The organism is Pseudomonas hydrolytica, assembly GCF_021495345.1.
Lineage (GTDB): Bacteria > Pseudomonadota > Gammaproteobacteria > Pseudomonadales > Pseudomonadaceae > Aquipseudomonas > Aquipseudomonas hydrolytica.
Genome location: NZ_CP099397.1, coordinates 661,911 through 680,186, shown reverse-complemented (window position 1 = coordinate 680,186; position 18,276 = coordinate 661,911). Strand labels below are relative to the sequence as shown.

Annotated in this window: 16 protein-coding genes; 1 reads left to right on the top strand and 15 read right to left on the bottom strand. The window is 63.1% G+C overall.

The genetic code is table 11. From position 1 onward, the window contains the following. Positions 1–26 precede the first annotated feature (26 nt). The 4 genes from L1F06_RS03130 to L1F06_RS03115 all read right to left on the bottom strand — a co-directional run bounded on the left by L1F06_RS03130 (position 27) and on the right by L1F06_RS03115 (position 5,467). The gene (locus L1F06_RS03130) at positions 27–1,415 is read right to left on the bottom strand and encodes a PIG-L deacetylase family protein (protein ID WP_129481853.1); all 1,389 of its coding nucleotides are present in this window, start codon (positions 1,413–1,415) and stop codon (positions 27–29) included. 4 nt (positions 1,416–1,419) lie between these two features. Beyond that, positions 1,420–2,316: a GNAT family N-acetyltransferase gene (locus tag L1F06_RS03125; protein ID WP_129481854.1), complete on the bottom strand. Its 897-nt coding sequence runs from the start codon at positions 2,314–2,316 to the stop codon at positions 1,420–1,422. After that, positions 2,316–4,145 carry a lipid A export permease/ATP-binding protein MsbA gene (gene msbA, locus L1F06_RS03120; RefSeq protein ID WP_129481855.1) on the bottom strand — a complete coding sequence of 610 codons (1,830 nt, stop codon included), beginning with the start codon at positions 4,143–4,145 and terminating at the stop codon, positions 2,316–2,318. Before msbA ends, L1F06_RS03125 begins: the two co-directional genes overlap by 1 nt. A 140-nt stretch (positions 4,146–4,285) precedes the next feature. After that, positions 4,286–5,467 (bottom strand): O-antigen ligase family protein, encoded by a 1,182-nt coding sequence (locus L1F06_RS03115; RefSeq protein ID WP_129481856.1) that lies wholly within the window; start codon positions 5,465–5,467, stop codon positions 4,286–4,288. A 359-nt stretch (positions 5,468–5,826) separates the two neighbouring features. Here L1F06_RS03115 and L1F06_RS03110 point away from each other — a divergent pair, with 359 nt between their 5' ends. Further along, entirely contained in the window at positions 5,827–6,435 is a 609-nt protein-coding gene (locus L1F06_RS03110; protein WP_129481857.1) for a BUD32 family EKC/KEOPS complex subunit, read from the top strand. Here L1F06_RS03110 and L1F06_RS03105 read toward each other — a convergent pair. Genes L1F06_RS03105 through L1F06_RS03055 form a run of 11 tightly spaced genes read right to left on the bottom strand, consistent with a single transcriptional unit; the run spans position 6,432 to position 18,267 of the window. After that, positions 6,432–7,541, bottom strand: coding sequence for a glycosyltransferase (locus L1F06_RS03105; protein WP_129481858.1), 1,110 nt, complete (start codon positions 7,539–7,541; stop codon positions 6,432–6,434). The genes L1F06_RS03110 and L1F06_RS03105 overlap by 4 nt on opposite strands. Then, on the bottom strand, positions 7,541–8,506 hold the full coding sequence (locus tag L1F06_RS03100) for a glycosyltransferase (RefSeq protein WP_096827503.1): 966 nt from the start codon (positions 8,504–8,506) through the stop codon (positions 7,541–7,543). The genes L1F06_RS03105 and L1F06_RS03100 overlap by 1 nt, the downstream gene beginning before the upstream one ends. A 21-nt stretch (positions 8,507–8,527) precedes the next feature. Then, positions 8,528–9,583 carry a hypothetical protein gene (locus tag L1F06_RS03095; RefSeq protein WP_129481859.1) on the bottom strand — a complete coding sequence of 352 codons (1,056 nt, stop codon included), beginning with the start codon at positions 9,581–9,583 and terminating at the stop codon, positions 8,528–8,530. Continuing rightward, positions 9,583–10,704 carry a glycosyltransferase gene (locus L1F06_RS03090; RefSeq protein WP_129481860.1) on the bottom strand — a complete coding sequence of 374 codons (1,122 nt, stop codon included), beginning with the start codon at positions 10,702–10,704 and terminating at the stop codon, positions 9,583–9,585. The genes L1F06_RS03095 and L1F06_RS03090 overlap by 1 nt, the downstream gene beginning before the upstream one ends. Then, a complete protein-coding gene (locus tag L1F06_RS03085; RefSeq protein ID WP_129481861.1) occupies positions 10,691–12,445 on the bottom strand; it encodes a carbamoyltransferase family protein in 1,755 nt (584 codons plus the stop codon). The genes L1F06_RS03090 and L1F06_RS03085 overlap by 14 nt, the downstream gene beginning before the upstream one ends. Positions 12,446–12,457: 12 nt before the next feature. Next, positions 12,458–13,903, bottom strand: coding sequence for a lipopolysaccharide kinase InaA family protein (locus tag L1F06_RS03080; protein WP_129481862.1), 1,446 nt, complete (start codon positions 13,901–13,903; stop codon positions 12,458–12,460). Then, complete coding sequence (locus tag L1F06_RS03075; protein WP_129481863.1) at positions 13,903–14,646, bottom strand: lipopolysaccharide kinase InaA family protein; 744 nt, start codon at positions 14,644–14,646, stop codon at positions 13,903–13,905. The genes L1F06_RS03080 and L1F06_RS03075 overlap by 1 nt, the downstream gene beginning before the upstream one ends. Further along, the gene (locus L1F06_RS03070; RefSeq protein ID WP_003246603.1) at positions 14,643–15,377 is read right to left on the bottom strand and encodes a lipopolysaccharide kinase InaA family protein; all 735 of its coding nucleotides are present in this window, start codon (positions 15,375–15,377) and stop codon (positions 14,643–14,645) included. The genes L1F06_RS03075 and L1F06_RS03070 overlap by 4 nt, the downstream gene beginning before the upstream one ends. Then, a complete protein-coding gene (locus L1F06_RS03065) occupies positions 15,374–16,339 on the bottom strand; it encodes a glycosyltransferase family 9 protein (protein WP_129481864.1) in 966 nt (321 codons plus the stop codon). Before L1F06_RS03065 ends, L1F06_RS03070 begins: the two co-directional genes overlap by 4 nt. After that, positions 16,340–17,146: a lipopolysaccharide core heptose(I) kinase RfaP gene (gene rfaP, locus L1F06_RS03060; protein ID WP_129481865.1), complete on the bottom strand. Its 807-nt coding sequence runs from the start codon at positions 17,144–17,146 to the stop codon at positions 16,340–16,342. Further along, positions 17,143–18,267, bottom strand: a complete 1,125-nt coding sequence (locus L1F06_RS03055; RefSeq protein ID WP_129481866.1) for a glycosyltransferase family 4 protein — start codon at positions 18,265–18,267, stop codon at positions 17,143–17,145. The genes rfaP and L1F06_RS03055 overlap by 4 nt, the downstream gene beginning before the upstream one ends. Between the last annotated feature and the right edge of the window lie 9 nt (positions 18,268–18,276).

Sequence of the window (18,276 nt, the reverse complement as noted above, 5' to 3'; positions counted from 1 at the left end):
TAACATAGGGGTTCGAAGGCGCTGGTTCAGCGACCGATGGGGCGTACCCAGAACAGCTCATGGCGGCGCACCGCCTTGCGGAAGAACTCGTCCTCTCCGCTGGCCGGCCAGCGTCGCCCGGCCAGCAGGCGCTGGATCGAGCGGCGCAGGCGCTTCTTCAGCGGCAGCGGCCCTTGCAGGTCGTGCTGCAGCGCCAGGGCCATGGCCTTGTCCAGCTGCTGCTCGGCATCGAGCACGGGGCTCCACAGACGATCGGCCGGCAGCGCCGTGATCGCCGGCGGCAGGGCGATGCCGTTGCCCGCCGGGCCCATGGGCCAGCGGTCGTTGTCATGCAGGTGATTGGCATACAGCAGCAGCGTCTGCGGCTGCCAGGCGCAGGCGGCCACGGCCTCGAGCAGCGCCTGGGTGCTGGCGACGTGGTCGTGATGCGGGTCGAGCTCGGGGTGCGGGGTCAACACCACTTCCGGGCGGAAGTGCTCGAGCACGGCCCCCAGATCGGCGACCAGATTGCGCCAGGTGGGCAGGCCATCGTCATCGGCCGGCAGCGTCAGCGGGTTGTACTGGCGCACGCTGCGGATATCGCTCTCGCCGGATTCGCGCGAGGCGAAGGGCTGTTCGGGAGCCGCGGCCATGGCGGGCAGCTGCAGGCAGTAGTAGCCAAGCTGCACGCAGCGCGCCTGCGAAACCCCGCCCCAGAGCGGCGCGGCCAGGCTGTCCCAGGCGCGCAGACGGCCCTTGAGACGCGCAGCGGCGGCCTTTTCCAGGCCCAGGCGCTGGTAATGCTCAGCCTCGATCTCGCCCTGGGTCAGGGTGACGATGGCGACCTCGGCCGCCCGGCTGTAGAGGCCGAAGGCCGCCAGCTCGGCGTCATCGGCATGCGGCGCGACGATCAGCAGACGTTGCCCGGCGTAATCCGGGTTGCGCATGGCATGCAGGCGCGGCTCGCCATGGATGCGACAGAAACGCGGCACGAGGGCCAGGCCATCGACCTTCTGCCCGGAGAGATTGAGATAGCGCCGCCCGGCCACGCCACGCTCGAAATCCTGGCGGTCGCCGCCGAACAGGACATGGGGGTCGAGCCAGCGCCCCAGCCAGGTGGCTTCGAGCCGCAGTTCGAGAATCAGGGTGTCATGACCATCCAGCTCGGCATCGACGCGCAACACACCCTGTTCCAGCCGCGCCGGGACGCTCAGGCAATCCGCGGGGAAGTCGTAGCGGTAATCGTCGCGCGGCGAATAGAACAGGTGATCGGCGAACCAGGCCTCATGCGCCACCCAGCCCAGCACCAGGAGCAGCGGCGGCAACCACCAGGCGACCAATACCCCCAGCAATACCAGCACCGGCAGCGCCCCCAATAGGGCGATGCGCTTGTTGCGCCGGTGGCGCTTGAGCAGTTGCTGCTTGCGTCCGTTCATGGCCTCAGACCTGGTAGACCGGCACCCGGTGGCACCAGCGATCCTTGTATTCGCGGTCGGCGCGTCCGAAGGAATAGCGCAAAGGCTTGCCCAGCGCACGCGCCTGCTCCCACTCGCTCTGCGTGTTGACGAAGCTGAGCACGCTGCCGGGGCTGAACTCGCGCTGCTGCGGGTCGACCCCGCCGTTGATGTACTCCAGGCTGACCCACCGCGGCGCCTCGACCCGGTAGAGCACCTGGATCGCCACCGGCTCGTCGTTCAGGTAGATCAGCGAGCCGGTCATGAAGTTGCGCAGCCGGGTAAACACTTCCGCCAAGTGAGCCTTGCCGGTGGCCTCGAAGCCCCAGCGGCGCTGGAACAGATCGGCATAGATGCGCGCCTGCTCCTGCGCCGTCAGCTCCAGCATCGGCCGGATCACCCCGCCCGCCTCCTCCAGCAGACGCTGCTCGCGGCGCTGGTTGTAGCGGAACTTCTTGCTGTACTGCTCCGGCTCGCGCGCCAGCGCCAGACCCTCCGGCTGTTCGCGCAGCGAGCTGATCTGCGCCGCATTGAGCTCGGATACGTAACGCATGCGGTGCTGCACCGCCACTTTCACATTCTGGGCTATGGGCAGAATCACCTCGGCATTGCCCAGGTCGAACAGGCCGCGCCGGCCCTGCTGCTTCAGTACGTCCTTGGACAGCGCCAGATGCCGCCCCCAGGTGGGCATCGCCGCCTGCAGCTGACCGTCGGCCAGCCAGCCCAGATAACGCACGGGAATCCCGGCCAGATCGGCCAGGCGCGCCACCACCTCGGGATGGGTGGCGACGCTGCCGCCGAAGTTGGCCCAGGCATCGGCATAGTCGGCGGCGGAGATCGGCGCCCAACCGCGCTCGCGCCAGAATCGCAGGTGACTGAGCATCAGACGTCCTGCTCGACCACGACGGGCTCGCCGCCTTCCTCGAACTGCTTGGCATGCAGGCGTGCGTAATAGCCGTTCTGCGCCAGCAGCTCGGCATGACTGCCGCGCTCGACGATCTGCCCCTGGTCCATCACCAGAATCAGATCGGCCTTCTCGATGGTGGTCAGGCGGTGCGCGATCACCAGCGTGGTGCGGCCCTGCATCACCTGATCCAGCGCGGCCTGGATATGCCGCTCGGATTCTGTATCCAGCGCCGAGGTGGCCTCGTCAAGGATCAGCAGGGGCGCATCCTTGAGCAGCGCGCGGGCAATGGCCAGGCGCTGGCGCTGGCCGCCGGAGAGCAGCACGCCGTTCTCGCCGACCAGGGTGTCGTAGCCCTGCGGCATCTTCTCGATGAACTCGGCGGCATAGGCATCGCGCGCCGCCTGCTGCACCGCTTCCAGCGGCGCGCCAGCCAGATCGCCATAGGCGATGTTGTTGCGCACCGTGTCGTTGAACAGGGTGACGTGCTGGGTCACCAGCGCGATGTGGCGGCGCAGGTTGCGCAGGCGGTAATCCTCCACATCCACGCCATCGAGCAGGATGCTGCCCTGCTCATGGTGATAGAAGCGCGGAATCAGATTGGCCAGGGTCGACTTGCCGCTGCCGGAACGTCCGACCAGCGCCACCATCTGCCCGGGCTCGGCGACGAAGGAAATGTTGTTCAGCACCGGCTTTTCCGATCCGGGGTAGCTGAAACTCAGATCGCGCACCTCGAGGCGGCCGCTGATGCGCTCGCGCTCCTGGGTGCCGCGGTCGACTTCCGGCTCCTCGTCGAGCTGCTCGAAGATGCTCTCGGCACCGGCCACGCCCTTCTGGATGGTCGAGCTGACCTCCGAGAGCTGGCGAATCGGCTTGGGCAGCAGGCCGGCCAGGGTGATATAGGCCACCAGATCACCGGCCGAGGCATCGCCACGCAGCAGCAGAACCAGGAACATCAGCACCGCCATGGCACTGTAGATCACCAACTGCAGCGACGGGGTGTAGACGGCGTTGGTCTTGACCATCTTCAGCTGCTTGAGCTTGTTCTGCTCGCTGGCATCGAGGAAACGCTGCCGTTCGTAGTCCTCGCCACCGAAGCTGCGCACCACGCGATAGCCCTGGATGCTCTCCGAGGTCACATGGGTGACGTCGCCCATGCTGGTCTGGATCTTCTTGCTCTGCTTGCGGAATTTCTTGCTGGTACTGGTCACCATCAGACCGATCACCGGCAGGATCGCCACCATCACCAGGGTCAGCTTCCAGTTCATCCACAACAGCGTGGCGAACAGGAAGATCACCGTCATGCCCTCACGCACCACCACCTTGATCGCATCGGTGGCGGCACCGGTGACCATGGTCACGTTGTAGGTGATCCGCGAAATCAGGTGCCCGGAGTTGTGGTTGTCGAAGTAGCGATTGGGCAGGGTCAGCAGGTTGTTAAACAGCGCCACGCGCAGATCCTGCACCAGCCCCATGGAGACCTTGGCCAGATAGTAGTTACCCAGGAAGGAACCGATGCCCTGCCACAGGGCGATCAGCACGATCAGCAACGGCACGGCCTGCAGCAGCTTGAGGTGCGCCACCCACGGCGCATGCTCGAGCAGCCAGGGCACGCCTGCGAACAGGCTGGCGTCAGGGTTGGACAGGCCGTCGACGAAGTACTTGAGGATGTAACCCAGCATCGGCTGGGTGGAAGCGAAGATCAGGAAGCCGAGGATACTGATGGTGAACAGCCCCCAGTAGGGGACCACGTAGCGCAGCAACCGCAGATACACCTTCATGCTGGATTGCTGGTTGGAATTGGCCATTCGGCTCGCCTCACGCACTGGCAGGATTAGCAAGGGGCGGATTGTAGCAGCACGTGCCTATTAAGCACGTCGGCAACCTTACAAGTTTTCCTCGCCCCCGCCCAAGACGCTTGCGCTGGAAATGACGCGGCAAAAATGTTTCAGGGGCGTCGGGGCACGCCATGTTCCTCTACTCGACCACGCTGAATGGCGAGAGCCATGGCCAGGCCTATCGGCAGCCAAGTCACGAACCACTCCGCTCTAGGGCTTCCCCAGAGGCTGGCAGCGTCGAACTGCTGTGCGACAAACGAAACCAGAAGACTGCTTAGCAGAATGCGTCCCTCTCGTGACTGACGCGCCCCCCATGCCACCCTGAACGCCGCCAGCCACAACGCAGCCCATAGCACCAGCCCCGGTATCCCGAGTTCAATCGCGGCGTGGGTGAACACATTATGGGAATGGTCGACTCCCCTGGGAAAGTGGGTTGTCACTACACGGTAATCCGCCCCTATACCCAGGCCCAGCCAGGGGTTCTGCGAGATCATATCCACGCTGGACCAGAAGATGTCCGGACGGTGGGAGAATCCGCGTTCAAGGATGAAAGGAGCAAAAAAGAAAAAACCTCCAAGGGCTATCAGGCATGCAGAAAGGAATACCAGCCAGGCCCCCCGACCGCCGCCCCAGAAAGGCATCGAAATGGCAGCCAGGCCCAGCGCCAGCATGGCCCCGCGGCTTTGCCCCAATGCGATAAACAACATGAGCATGACGAGCAGAGCACCCCATACGATGCGCTGCCAGCCGATACGGGGTAGGCACTGCAGCCCCCACACTACCGCCAACGCCATCACGTAGGCGCCCAGAATAGGATGACCTGCCTGCCCTATCCCGTGGAGCCTCGCTTGAAGGGGGTGAATATCCAGTCCGTAAAACAGATAGATACTGATGGGGCAGGACAGCGCCAAGAGAGCGAAGGCCAGCCCCAAACCTTTCCACACGAAAGCAGGCTTCTCCAGTGCCAGCAGAACGAAGGCGCCCAGAAACAGGCCGACGTAAAGAACGCGCTTAAGCTCTCTTAAGGGTTCTCCGGCTTCCGTCCAGGTGACACTCAGTCCAGCCCAGGCCAACAGCAGGAAGACCAGCCAAAGAAGAAGCTTTTCAGACTGCCATGCTGCGGTCAGACGTTTCCGCCAAAGCACAGCAGTCACGAGAGCTGGAAGCCAAAGCAAGACTACCAGCCCCTGCTGATACAGCTTGTTGGTGGGGATCCAAACGATGCCGATCAGGAACCATAAATAACCCAGACACAAAACACTGGTCACGCCTGCGACACGAACCCCTACCATCTTCGCTCCAATAAGATGGGCCACATTCTGACGGCCCGTAATGAGAGGCGAGCATTCTACAGTTCATTGGCAGACTGTTCCGCTCCGGCATATGCTCGGTCGACCTGATATTCTATATCGACACCCTCAGGACGACTGGAATCACAAAGCTCGCATTACGCACCAAGCTCAACTCTGGCCGGCCGCGCGACACCTCTCTGAGCTCGGCTTAGCAGCCGTTCAAGCGGCGCTCGTCTGCAATGGCAAAAGCAACAACAATGACCGATGCGAGCACAAAAAACTCGACGAAGACGAAAACGCCGCTTGCTCGGCGGCATGCTCTTCGCCAATCCCGACTCCACATGCACGCCTCAAGACCCATGCCCATCAAAACCAAACTCAACAATGACATGTTGGCCACCCTGACGGCCGGCGCGCAGGTACTGGAGGAGGACAGCCTCGGCCCCAAAGTTTACAGACTGGCCGATGGCAACTTTCTCAAGCTCTTCAGACGCAAGCGTCTGATCTCTTCGGCGCTGTTCGTTCCTTATTCGGATCGCTTCTGGCTCAACGCCGTGCGACTGAAGGAACTGGGCATTGCCACTCTCACACCGCTGGAACTGTATCGGCTAGAAGACTCTTCCCTGAGCGCGGTGCTGTACAGTCCGCTGCAGGGAAAAACGCTTAAAGACATCTATCTGGATGAACCGGATGCGTTCGGCAAACACCTGCCAATCCTGAGCGACTTCATTCGTACGCTGCATCGCCGTGGCATCTATTTCCGCTCGCTTCACCTGGGCAATATCGTGCTGACGCCGGAAGGCTCGCTGGGCCTGATCGACATCGCCGACCTGAGCTTTCAGCGCCGGCCGTTATCGAAAGCCAAAGCCCGGCGCAATCTCGCCCACTTCACACGCCTACTGGAAAATCTCGGTCTCGCCGAACAGTTCCCGCTGGCAGCCCTGACATCGGCCGTCCTAAAGGACTAACGCAACAGCGCACCGTATCGCTCACGGAAGCGCAACCAGGCTCCCTCGGGATCCAGACCCGCGCGCTGCACTCGCGCCAATGCGTGGGGATCACTCTGCAGATGCTCATTCAAGGCTGCCACCCAGGCGGCCTTTTGATCCAAGGCGACCAAACCAGAGCTGCCCGCCAGCTGTTCGCGGAAAACCGGCAGGTCCGTCGCCAGCACCGGAACGCCGGCGATCACGGCTTCGGGCAACACCAGGCCCAAACCTTCCTGTCGCGAGGGGATACACAACAAATCGAAGGCCCGGTAAAGGCGAGGAGCCTCTGCCACGTGACCTGGCAAATGCACCTGATGAGCTATACCGAGTTTATACGCCAACGCCAACAGCGCCTGCCGTTCCGAGCCCTCGCCGACTATGACCAGCCGGTCAGCGGGATGCGCCTTCAACCACCCTGACGCCACCTCGATCAGCAGGCCGAACCCCTTTTCTTTGACCAACCGGCCAACAGCCCCGATGACGCGCCCTTCCACAGGTACCGATAGGCCGAGAATACGCCTGGCCTCTTCCCTGCTCTTGAGGGCCGCGCCCAGAGCAACCGGCTCCAGGGCGATGCGAGCGCCCACGACCTTGCGCCCGATCTGGCGCTCAAGATCGCCCGCCAGTGTCTCGGAAACCGCCACCAGCTCCAGCCTCTCGGCAGGGAAGCGTTGCAGCAGCCTGATGTGCTCAGGTTTGAGGCGCTTGTGCCCATGAAACAGCACAATGATTCGCACCTCGCTCAGCGCAGCCAGCAGCGGAAGGATGTAGGCCGCCACGCCGATGCCATCAAGTAGCACCGCCCGCGGCCGACGCGCTGCCAGCCACCTGGCCAGACTGCGGCGATCGAACCAGCGTCTCAACGCGGCAAGCCCGCGCCCCTTGATGCGTGTCGAAGACAATCCCAGACTGAAGACCTCGCCGACCTCCGCCAGCGGCTCAGCCTCTCCACCTTGCAGCAAAAGGCTGTTAACAACCATGCCGGTCCCGACGAGTCGAAGGATGTCACGGTGCACCTTGTGCACGGAGGCGAAGGCCGAGCCGCCCCCCCACATGATGTTGAGGACATCCACCTGCGTCTGCATCAGTAGTAAACACCGATCTTGCGCAGTTGCCGCTGCAGCCAGGATGCCTGTCGTGCGGGACGTAACGGCGGACGCATGGTCTCGACGATCTGGCGCCCGATAGCGCCAAAGCCATAGCGCTGTTCGGCCAGCTGACGCCCCGCCTCTGCGATAGCGGCAGCCCTCTGCGGATCCTGCCGCAGCAGGTTAAGTTTTTCGCGCAGCTCCGGGACGTTTCGATACAGAACCAGATTGTGCATGTCGACGAAGCCCAGCGCCGAGTTCTCCACTTCACCATGGTCATAAGCCAGCAGCACACAACCACAGGCCATCGCCTCGAAGTTCTTGATCATGTACTCGCCCATGCCAACATCCGCGCTAACGAAGAAGCGGATGCGGTTCAGGGTATCGCAATACTCCGCCCCCGACTTGGTCTTGGTCACGAGCAGGTTCTCCACCTGCCCCAGCTCCTCGAGCAACGCCTTGCGCCCACTGTAGGCCACGCTCTTGGTGCTGCCAACAAAGGCCAGTTCGATATCCCGCTCCCGGCCTTGGTAGGACAGCAGGGCCTGGTCATAACCCTTGGGCACGAAACAGGCGTCAAATCCTTCCTCGCGTAGGCGCTGACTGACCTGGGCGCCTGAACTGATGATGCGCGCCCATGGCATCCGCCGGTAGTGCGCACTGAACTTTCCGGTGTACTTGCAGGGGATGTAGTTCTGGTAGGCGTCGTGCTCCAGAATCACCAGATTGGGCAGGGTGCGAATAAAACGCCACTGCCGCATTTCTTTCTTGAAACGTAGAAAGAATAGAATCCTGTCGTAACGCGATACGTCCACATGCTCATGGAAGTAACGCTGCAGATGGGCCTGCTCATCGCTGCTCAGCCAGCGGATGTCACAGCTATCGCACGCTTGCGCGATACCGTCATACAGTCGATCCAGTATTGCCCGCTGCTCGGCCTGGACCAGAAAAAGCACGTTCACCGGAACACCTCGAAAACACGACTAGGAAAGATCACGAGAGCTCCCTGAAACAGCTTCACCCAACAGCCTGGCCAGCTGCTCCTTCTGCGGCCTGCTCAGCACCTTGCTCCAAGGCTGCCCATTGAGACTTTCGCCTTTAGGCATAGCTTTGCGCCGTAGTTCCTCTGCATACCCACGGCCACAGGCCTCAGCATAAGGATCGGTGCGCATCACCGCAGCGTAGTAAGCCAGCTTGGCATGAGAGCGGACTCGAGAGGGCAGGAACAGACTTCGCAAACGAAAGTTCAAACGATGCCACCAGGCAGGCCTGGGTTTTGTAGTTGGCATCTCACGCACCGCCTGCACGGCAAGTGCTGAAAACGCCTCACCATGGCGCTGGAAGAACGCCGCGACCAGGTGACGCCAATAGTTCTTGCCTGAGAAGTAATGCTTTATCACCCCACGAGACTCCGCAGGTCGCCCCAGGTGCCTGGCCGCGACTCCAACGGCGAATTGCTCGATGATATGAATCTTGGGAACCATCGGATGCATGACATCGATGAGACTCAGCACCTCATCCATCAAACCAGAAGCATCATCCTGGAAGCCCAGAACTCCTGAATTGATCAACAACATCTGCTGATCGACACCATGCCGTTCTGCCAAATAGGGTGCCAAAGCATCATGCAGGGCGTCGCCCTTGTATTCTTTCCAGACACCCTCGATTTCATCGACGAGCCAGGGCGCTTTTGCCAGTCGCTCGAAGAGCCTCACTGGCGAGTCCAGAAAGAAGGTATCCGTATCGATGAAGATGCTCTGCTCGGCATACTGCATTGCATCGCGGATGGCAGCAGCCTTGCGGCGATGCAGATAGCTCGCCGGGCCTGTCCAGTCCTTCAAGGTATCGGCATCGAGCGCAATCAGATCGACCGGCCAACCTTGGAACTGCCCAGGCTCGTCGGTGTACAGCAGAATTCGAGGGCAGGCGCCCTGCGCATGGTGCAGGGCCGAGAGAATGCTGTACTTGGCCTCCTGGTGATATTCCGGCTTGCCTCCGTAAACCAGATAAACCAGTTGCCTGGATACGCGCTCAGGCATCACGGCTTCCTCAATGGCATCAGGCCCAGCGACCAGAAACGAGCATGGGCGCCCGCGTCAGTGAAACAGTCCTTCACCGCATGCTCGGCACTTTTGCGCTCGGTGGTCGGTAGAGCCGATAGGCGAGATGCCAACATCGCATCGTCACCCAGTGCAAACAGCGCATCAGGCTCGCCAACCACCTCGGGCGCCCCACCACAATCGGTCGCCAGCACCGGCACCCCTGCCGCCATCGCTTCCAAAAGCACCATGCCGAACGGCTCGTGGTCGGAGGTCAGCACGAACACGTCGAACGCCTTGAAATAATGTCGCCCATTCGGCACCTGGCCGAGAAAGCGCACCGCCTCGCTGACGCCCAGTTCCGCCGCCAATGCCTTGAGCTGCGCCTCCAGGCGGCCGCTGCCCATGATCGCTAGCAGACTGCCTGCCGGCAGTTGCGGCAATGCCAGGGTGAAGCCGCGGATCAGGGTGGCCTGGTCCTTGTCCGGGTGCAGACGGCCGACGTTGCCGACTATCCAGGCATCCTGGGGCAGCCCCAGATGGTCGCACGCGACCTCGCGGGATACCTGCTCGGCCTGCACGGCCTCGACGTCGATGCGGTTATAGAGGGTTTCGATGCGTTCGGCCGGCCAATCGGGCAGACAGGCGCGCATGTCGTCGCGTACGGCGTTGGACACGCCGAGCAGCGCCAGGCGCTTGCGAAAGAAATTGGCGAACAGCTGTCGGGAACGACGCTTGTAGTCACCGAAAGCGTGATGCACGCCGATCACCGGCAGGTTGCTGCCGAGCAGCGCAACGTAGATCGGCTTGAAGCGGTGGGCGATGCACAGGGCGAAGTGGCGCGAGGTGGCGATCCGGCGGAAATCGCGGATCGCTCCCAGCTTGAGGCCGCGCACCTGAGCGCTGGAGTAGTTGAGGAAAATCACCTCGTCGGAGGCCGAGCCGCGCTCGACCTCGGCACTCGGCTTGCCGGTCAGGTAAACCGTGCAGACCTTGTAGGGCGTGCCCTTGAACAGCACGGCGTATTGCCGCGCGCAATCCAGAAAGGGGCCGTCATAGCCGTGGCAGAACTGCAGCACCCAACGTTCGGGCTCGCCATGAGCCTGGTCAGACGTGGTCATACCAGTCCTTGCCGTCCTTGACCACGAGGATGTCCTCCATGATCAGGTACTGCAGGTCGGAGCCGTAGAACATGTTCAGCGCATCGGTCGGCGAGCAGATCATCGGTTCGCCGCGGCGGTTGAGCGAGGTGTTCAGCGACACGCCGTTGCCGGTGAGCTTCTCCAGCTCCAGCATCAGGTCGTACCAGCGCGGGTTGTACTGGCGCTCCAGCACCTGGGCACGCGAGGTGCCGTCCTCGTGCACCACTTCGCCGACGCGCTCCTTCCACTCCTCGTTCACCTCGAAGGTGAAGGTCATGAACGGGCTCGGGTGATCGACCTTGAGCATCTTCGGCGCCACGGTGTCGAGCATCGACGGGCAGAAGGGTCTCCAGCGCTCGCGGAACTTGATCTGCTCGTTGATGCGGTCGGCCACGCCCGGCACGCTCGGGCAGCCGATGATGGAGCGGCCGCCGAGGGCGCGCGGGCCGAACTCCATGCGGCCCTGGAACCAGGCCACCGGGTTGCCGTCGACCATGATCCTGGCGATGCGCTCGGGGGTATTGTCGATGCGCTTGAACACCGGCTTGTTCGGGTGCTTGGCGCAGGCGGCGATGACCTCCTCGTTGCTGTACGAGGGGCCGAGGTAGACGTGCTCCATCTTCTCCACCGGTACGCCGCGCTGGTGCGAGACATAGGCGGCGGCGCCGACGGCGGTGCCGGCATCGCCGGAGGCCGGCTGCACGAACAGCTCCTTGACGTCGTCGCGGGCGATGATCTTCTGGTTCAGCTTGACGTTCAGCGCGCAGCCGCCGGCGAAGGCGATCTTGCCGGTTTCCTTGAGGATGTCGCCTAAGTAGTACTCCATCATCTCCAGCGCCAGCTTCTCGAACAGTGCCTGCATGCTGGCCGCGTAATGGATGTAGGGATCGTCGGCGATGTCGCCCTGACGCTTCGGCCCCAGCCATTCGATCAGCTTGGGCGAGAAGTAGTAGCCCTTGCCATTTTCCTTGTAGCGACGGAAACCGATGACGTTGGCGTACTCGGTGTTGATGATCAGCTCGCCGTTCTCGAACTTGGCCAGGCGCGAGAAGTCGTACTTGGCGGCATCACCATAGGGCGCCATGCCCATGACCTTGAACTCGCCGTCGAGCATCTCGAAGCCAAGATACTCGGTGATCGCGCCGTACAGGCCACCGAGGGAATCCGGATCGTAGAACTCCTTGATCTTGTGAATCTTGCCGTTCTCGCCCCAGCCGAAGAAGGTGGTGGCGTACTCGCCCTTGCCGTCGATGCCGAGGATCGCGGTCTTTTCCTGAAAGCCAGAGCAGTGGTAGGCGCTGGAGGCGTGGGCCAGGTGATGTTCGACCGGTTCGATCTTGACCTTCTTCAGGTCGAAGCCCAGCTGTACCAGGCACCACTCGATACGCTTCTTGTAGCGCTTGTACCGGCGGTTGCCGAACAGGATCGCATCGAGAGCGCGATCCGGCGCGTAGGCATAGCGCTTGGCGTACTGCCAGCGGGCCTTTTCGAAGATGCTGATGGGGGCGAAGGGAATCGCCACCACGTCGACGTCCGACGGTTTGATCCCGGCTTGTTCCAGGCAGAACTTGGCCGATTCGTAGGGCATGCGGTTCTTCGCGTGCTTGTCGCGCACGAAGCGCTCCTCTTCCACCGCCGCGATCAGCTTGCCGTCGATGTACAGCGCAGCGGACGGATCGTGACTGAGGGCGCCGGACAGGCCGAGAATGGTCAGTGCCACAGGTTTGAGCCTCTAATTCGGGCAGGTGCCGGGCACCTGCGGTAAACGTTGGTCGAGCAACTGGTGCAGGGCGGAGTCCGCCGGCCAGTTGCGCAGAAAACGGGCGCGGTCGCGGGCATAGGCCCGGGCGAAACTGCGCGTACTGTGATGCTGGCGCATGGCATCCAGGTCGATCAGCGACCAGGCGCCCTGCGCGTCATCCCAGAACAGGTTGTGCCCCTTGAAATCGCCGTGGCTGATGCGCTCGCGCAGCAGGGCAGCGAACAGTCGATCCAGCGCCAGCAGCTCGTTTTCCGGGGGTACGGCCTGCTTGTATGCCTCAAAACGCGCAATTATATCCTGCCCGCCGCAATAGTCGGTAATCAGGTATGCGCGGCCCCGTAGCCAGCACCAGCGCCGCTCGATCACCGCCAACGGGCGCGGCGTGGCGATGCCGAGCAGCTCCAGGCGATTGCCTTCGATCCAGCTGTGCCAGGCGCGGCTGGGTCGCCAGAAGCGCTTGAGCCAGTGCAGCCAGTTCTTCACGTTGTAGCGCTTGACCACCAGCTGCCGGTCATCGAGCTCGACGCGCGCCACCGTGGCGGCGCCACCGGTCTTGTAGATATGCCCGGCCTCGATGCGAGCATCCAGGTCGGACAGCAGCGGCTGCAGGGCCGCCTCGGCCTCGCGACGCACCACGCGCAGGCCGAAGGCGCCGATGCGCGCGGCGAACAGGCTGCAGTCGCGCGCCGCCTTCTTCAGATAATCGCGCAGACGCCAGCGACGCACCTTGGCGATCTCGGCCTGGAGCATTTCCAGAGGCAACGCGTGCTCGCCATTGGCTAGCAGATAGTGGATCAGCAGCTCTTCGAGAAAGGGATCCAGCTCGGCCGGCAACTGAGCGAAGAACACGCCGAGATTTTCCAGCACGTGCGCGCGGGACAGTGGCTGGCCCGGCGTTTCCCAACGCACGCCGCCGCCATCGATCAGGTACAGGCGCCCCTCGTGCCGCAGCAGGTTGTCCAGATGCAGATCGTCCTGCCACAGGCCCTGCGCATGCATCCGCCCGATGGCGCCCAGCGCTTCTGCCAGTACGCCTTGCTGGCCATCGCCGAGCAGCGGCTGCTGCGCGACCTCGCGCCAGGCCTGCCAGAGACTCTGCGCGCCATCCAGATACTCGAACAACAGCCAGCCGCCCTGCCCCTCGACGAATCCGTGCGCCAGCAGCTCCGGCGTGTCCAGTCCCTGCCGCGCCATCCGTTCGGCGCCCTCCAGCTCACGCTGAAAATGCCGCTGCGCCTTGCCGCCCACCAGCACCTTGGCCAGCACCTGGCGCCCCAGCCAATGGGCCACGCCGACATAACGCTGCCCCGGCAACACGCGTAGCAGGCGTTCCAGCACCAGAGGCTCGCCTGCCAGCTCCAGCGTCAGCGGCAGTGTCGGCGTCCGCCCGGCCTGACTCAGCTTGTGCAAAGGCATCAACGCGCCTCCTTGTGGCGCTGGCGCGCCTCGAGCAGCCGCCACCAGATATCGACCTGCGCAGGGCTGCCCAGATAGGCCACCAGCAGCTCGCGCACCTCGGCCTCGCTCCAGACCCTGGCGCGGCGCAACAGGGGTTCCAAATCCCTGATTCGATCACGTCGCCCCAGCAACAATGGCCGGGTCTTCTCCAGGTCGATCAGTTGCGCCTCGACGTTATCGCCCTGCTCGCGCAGGAAGATGTGCTTGGGATAGAAGCAGCCATGCACCTGCCCAGCCTGGTGCAGGCATCGCGCCAGCTCGCCACAGGCACGCAGGACAGCTGTACGCCGCGCGGCGTCGACGGTCTGCCAGCGCGCCAACCAGCTGTCCAGATCCTGCCAGCCATCCAGCGCACGGGTCAGCAGGATAGCGCGGCGCTCGCCGGGTACTTTGCGCTCGGCAAAGAAGGCAGCCTGCAAGGCCGGAATGTCCAATTCGGCATAACGGCGAATGTTGCGAAACTCGCGAGCGAAGGTTGGCTCACCGAACGGGCGCAGCAGGCTGTAAGTCAGGTGATTGCTCTGCCGCTTGAGGTAGAAGGCGCGGTCGTCCAGCTCAAGGCGATACACCGTGCTCCAGCCACCGCGCTCGGTGTTGGGCTCATCCACGGCCTCCAGTTGCAGCGCCCACAGCGCCTCGAAACTGGAAAGGCCGTGACGCTCGAGCAGCGCGCGATCCTGCGCGGCGATGAAATCACTCATTCGCGTCCCTCGAAGAACCTGAGAATCTGCAGCACACGCTGCTTGTCACCACGACTCAGCCGACTGCGCTGGCGATATTGCAGGTAGAAGCGCAGGCGTTGCGTGCGCGACAGATGGTATTTGGCGACCTTGTCCAGGCAGGCCAGGTCCTTGACGATGCGGTAACGCAGCAAGGGGCCCCACCAGAAGCTGCCGGTGGGGCAATCGATGAAGAACAGCTCGGCCTTGTCATTGACCAGCAGGTTGCGCCACTTGAGATCGTTGTGGGTGAAGCTATGGTCGTGCAGCGTCCGGGTATGGTTCGCCAGTTGCCGACTGACCGCTGCCACCCAGTGCGAATCATGCAGCCGCGGATCGCCCTGACTGGCCATCTCGGCCATGTCGCGGGTGTTTTCCAGCTCGCGAGTCACCAGCGCACCGCGCACGAACGCGCCGGCGCGGCGCTCCAGCCCATGCGCGATGATCGGCGCGGTGGGAATGCCCCACTTGGCGAAGAGCTTGAGATTCTGCCATTCGGCCTTGACCCGCGGCCGCCCCAGATAGCGGCGCAGCCCCTTGCCGGCGCCCCAGTAGCGCTTGACGTAATAGCGCACGCCGTCGAGCTCGACGCGGATCACCTCGGACAGGGGATCGGAAGTGAGGCGCTCTCCCTTGAGGGCGAATACGGCCTCGAGCGTACCGAAAGCCTCAAGCAATTGCGGATGTTGCAGGTCATGCTTCCAAGTCGTCATGCCTGCCGTCCCTTCCAGTTCGGCAAGGCCTGCACGATCCGGCGCAGCGGAATGAAAGGGCGCCAGACCGTATTGCCCAGCCACTTGAAGCTCAGCACCGGATTGATCACGTAATTGAGCTCATTGAAACCCGGACGCCAGGTGAAATCGGTACGACGGCGGGTAATGGTGAACGTACGCAGCCCCATGAGCGAACCGAGATGCCCGCCTCCAGAGTCGTTGCTGATGACAACGGAGCATGTACGCAGAAAGTCGACGAGCCCTTTCAGATCCGCGAAGGCATGCACCCTGTAGTCTGCGTATTCAGCACTCAACCTCTGCTGCTCGGCGGGGATTACAACGAACTCGACCAGCCACCCTCTGGCAGCCAGAGAACGTGCCAGACGGCGAAACCCAGAGCATGAAAAGTTCTTGCTGGCATGGGGCGTCGTTGGAAAAATCGCGACGCGCCGCTCCGCATCCGCCGGCGGAACAGGCATCGCCTGCAGGCCTGCAATGGGCTGAGTCAGGTCGAGCCCCAGTATCTGCTCGGCATAAAGATCGATCCATTGCACCATGCTCTTGCCGGCCTTCGGATCGCGACAGATCACGTTATGCGCCCCGGCGATCTCATACCCGAACAGTGACACGGGTTGTTGCTCGGGCTTGAATGCGCGTGGCAGCTTCTTGCCAGCCAGATAGGCCACATTGCCCAGCGGCGCGTCGACCTGCCAGTCGATGGCACAGATCACCAGGTCATTGCGCTCTGCCAGACCCACCACATCGGGTTTGCCGCCGATTATTTCCAGACCCGGCAGGTACTCATGTATAGAGGCCAACGAAGCGGAAGCCAGGCTGACCTTCGCGCCAGCGGCCTGCAGACGCCAGGCCAGGCGCAGGAACAAAGTGGTATCTCCGAGCGCCGGACAGGGTACGAGCGCGACGCTCACCCCAGGGCCGATCAATGTCTTGCTCTCCGACATCTACAGTCGATCTCCATAACGCTGCTTACGCTCGTACAGTTTCGCCGCCTTGCGCTCCAGCCAGGCGAGCAGGCGCGCCTCATCGCGCAGTACCTGGCGCAGAGGACGCTGGAAGTAGCTGCGTAGAAAGCGCAGCTTGTCGCGGCGGGTCAGGCCGATATCCAGCGCAGAAAAATACAATGCTGCCAGGTCCTTGTCGCGCCAGCGCCTTGGCGTGGCGCTGCGTACCTGGGCGCGGTGCAGGTCGATGACCGACAGGCGCAGGTCATCGGCCTGAATCGGCCGGTCGGTATGCAGCAGGAAATGACAGATATAACAGTCGCGATGATTGACGCCGGCACGGTGCATGGTGCCGGTCATCTGCGCTACCTCGCGAATCAGCGCCCATTTGAGCACAGGCTTGGGTGGCTGCTGCGCCCAGTTCAGGCTGAGCTGTTCCAGGTCGACGGTCGGCGCCAGTTCCTCGGTAATGATGAACGAGTGTTGGCTGGCCGGATTGGCGCCGCGCTCGCCATAGGCTACCGCGGTCATGGTCGGCACCCCGGCCTCGGTCAGGCGGGCGATGGCCTGCCACTCCTGCCCGGCGCCCAGCACTGGGGCCTTGGCAGTGAGCAGGTTCTTGGCGATCTCGCCCCAACCGATGCCACGGTGGATCTTGACGAAGTAGCCACGGCCGTCGACTTCGGTGCGCAGGGTGCGGCGGCCTTCCAGCTCGCGGTAGACCTGGCCCTGCAGCGCCTCGACGGCCTCGAAGGCATCGCGGCCCGCCCACAGCCTCTTGAAGGGTTCGGCGAGCATCAGCTTCACGCGCGCTTCTCCGCAAGGATCACATCGGCGGCCTTCTTCGGCATCGAATACAGGTCGGCGCTGTCGGCGTAGGCCAGGCCGTTGCGCCCCCAAAATGCACGACGCTCGGGGTCGGCGAGCATGTCGGCCAGGGTGCGGTTGAGCTGCTCCTGCTCGAACGGGCTGGACAGCACGCGCCCGCAATCGGCATCGGCGATGTAGTGGGCGTAGCCGCAGACATCGGTGACCAGCACCGGCAGGCCGGAGACCAGCGCCTCCAGCAGTACGGTGCCGGTGTTCTCGTTGTAGGCCGGGTGAATCAGCAGATCGGCGCCGAGCAGAAAGCGCGGAATGTCGCTGCGCCCCTTGAGGATCTGCACCTGATCGGACAGACCCAACGCCTTGATCTGCAGCAGGAAGGGTTTGGGATCATCCTGGCCGATGGCGATCAGGCGCGTGCGCTTGCGCAGCTCGCGCGGCAGCGAGGCCAGCGCCTTGAGGCTGCGATCCAGGCCCTTGGTCTTGAAACCGGAACCGATCTGCACCAGCAGCAGGTCGTCGTCGGCCAGCTTGAATTCGCGGCGGAATTCGGCGCGAATCTCGGCCGCATTGGCCGGCGCGCGGCGATCCTGGGCGATGCCCGGCGGCAGCAGGTGAAAGCGCTGCAGCGGGGTGTTGTAGTGCTTGATGAACAGTGGCTGCTGCACCTCGGAAATCATCAGGATCTCGGTCTTCGATTCGGGCGCGAACACCGCGCGTTCATAATCGGCGAAGTGCTTGTAGCGGCCCCAGCGGCGATAGATCGGGTTGCGCAGGGTCTGCGCCTTGTCCTCGAAACAGCCGTCGGCGGCGTAGTACACGTCGAGACCCGGCATCTTGTTGAAGCCGATCACCCGGTCGACCGGATCGCGCGCCAGGTCCGCCTGCAGCCAGGCCGTGAACTTCTCGTTGCGGCGGTGATTGAACAGCGCACGCACCGGCGCCACGCGCACGTCGAAGCCGCCTGGGTTTTCCCCTTCCCAGATCGGCGTGTAGACGCGAATGGCATGGCCGCGCGCCTGGCACTCCAGGGCGATGCGCATGAAGTCGCGCTGCAGCCCGCCGAACGGGAAGTACTTGTAGAGAACGAAGGCCAGTTGCATAGCCGCTCC

Excerpts from the sequence above, each read along its gene's own strand:
- L1F06_RS03070 (WP_003246603.1), bottom strand. The coding sequence starts at position 15,377 with ATGACGACTTGGAAGCATGACCTGCAACATCCGCAATTGCTTGAGGCT.
- L1F06_RS03090 (WP_129481860.1), bottom strand. The coding sequence starts at position 10,704 with ATGACCACGTCTGACCAGGCTCATGGCGAGCCCGAACGTTGGGTGCTG.
- L1F06_RS03075 (WP_129481863.1), bottom strand. The coding sequence starts at position 14,646 with ATGAGTGATTTCATCGCCGCGCAGGATCGCGCGCTGCTCGAGCGTCAC.
- L1F06_RS03130 (WP_129481853.1), bottom strand. The coding sequence starts at position 1,415 with ATGAACGGACGCAAGCAGCAACTGCTCAAGCGCCACCGGCGCAACAAG.
- L1F06_RS03105 (WP_129481858.1), bottom strand. The coding sequence starts at position 7,541 with ATGCAGACGCAGGTGGATGTCCTCAACATCATGTGGGGGGGCGGCTCG.
- L1F06_RS03065 (WP_129481864.1), bottom strand. The coding sequence starts at position 16,339 with ATGTCGGAGAGCAAGACATTGATCGGCCCTGGGGTGAGCGTCGCGCTC.
- L1F06_RS03095 (WP_129481859.1), bottom strand. The coding sequence starts at position 9,583 with ATGCCTGAGCGCGTATCCAGGCAACTGGTTTATCTGGTTTACGGAGGC.
- L1F06_RS03110 (WP_129481857.1), top strand. The coding sequence starts at position 5,827 with ATGCCCATCAAAACCAAACTCAACAATGACATGTTGGCCACCCTGACG.
- L1F06_RS03125 (WP_129481854.1), bottom strand. The coding sequence starts at position 2,316 with ATGCTCAGTCACCTGCGATTCTGGCGCGAGCGCGGTTGGGCGCCGATC.
- L1F06_RS03080 (WP_129481862.1), bottom strand. The coding sequence starts at position 13,903 with ATGCCTTTGCACAAGCTGAGTCAGGCCGGGCGGACGCCGACACTGCCG.
- L1F06_RS03115 (WP_129481856.1), bottom strand. The coding sequence starts at position 5,467 with ATGGTAGGGGTTCGTGTCGCAGGCGTGACCAGTGTTTTGTGTCTGGGT.
- msbA (WP_129481855.1), bottom strand. The coding sequence starts at position 4,145 with ATGGCCAATTCCAACCAGCAATCCAGCATGAAGGTGTATCTGCGGTTG.
- L1F06_RS03055 (WP_129481866.1), bottom strand. The coding sequence starts at position 18,267 with ATGCAACTGGCCTTCGTTCTCTACAAGTACTTCCCGTTCGGCGGGCTG.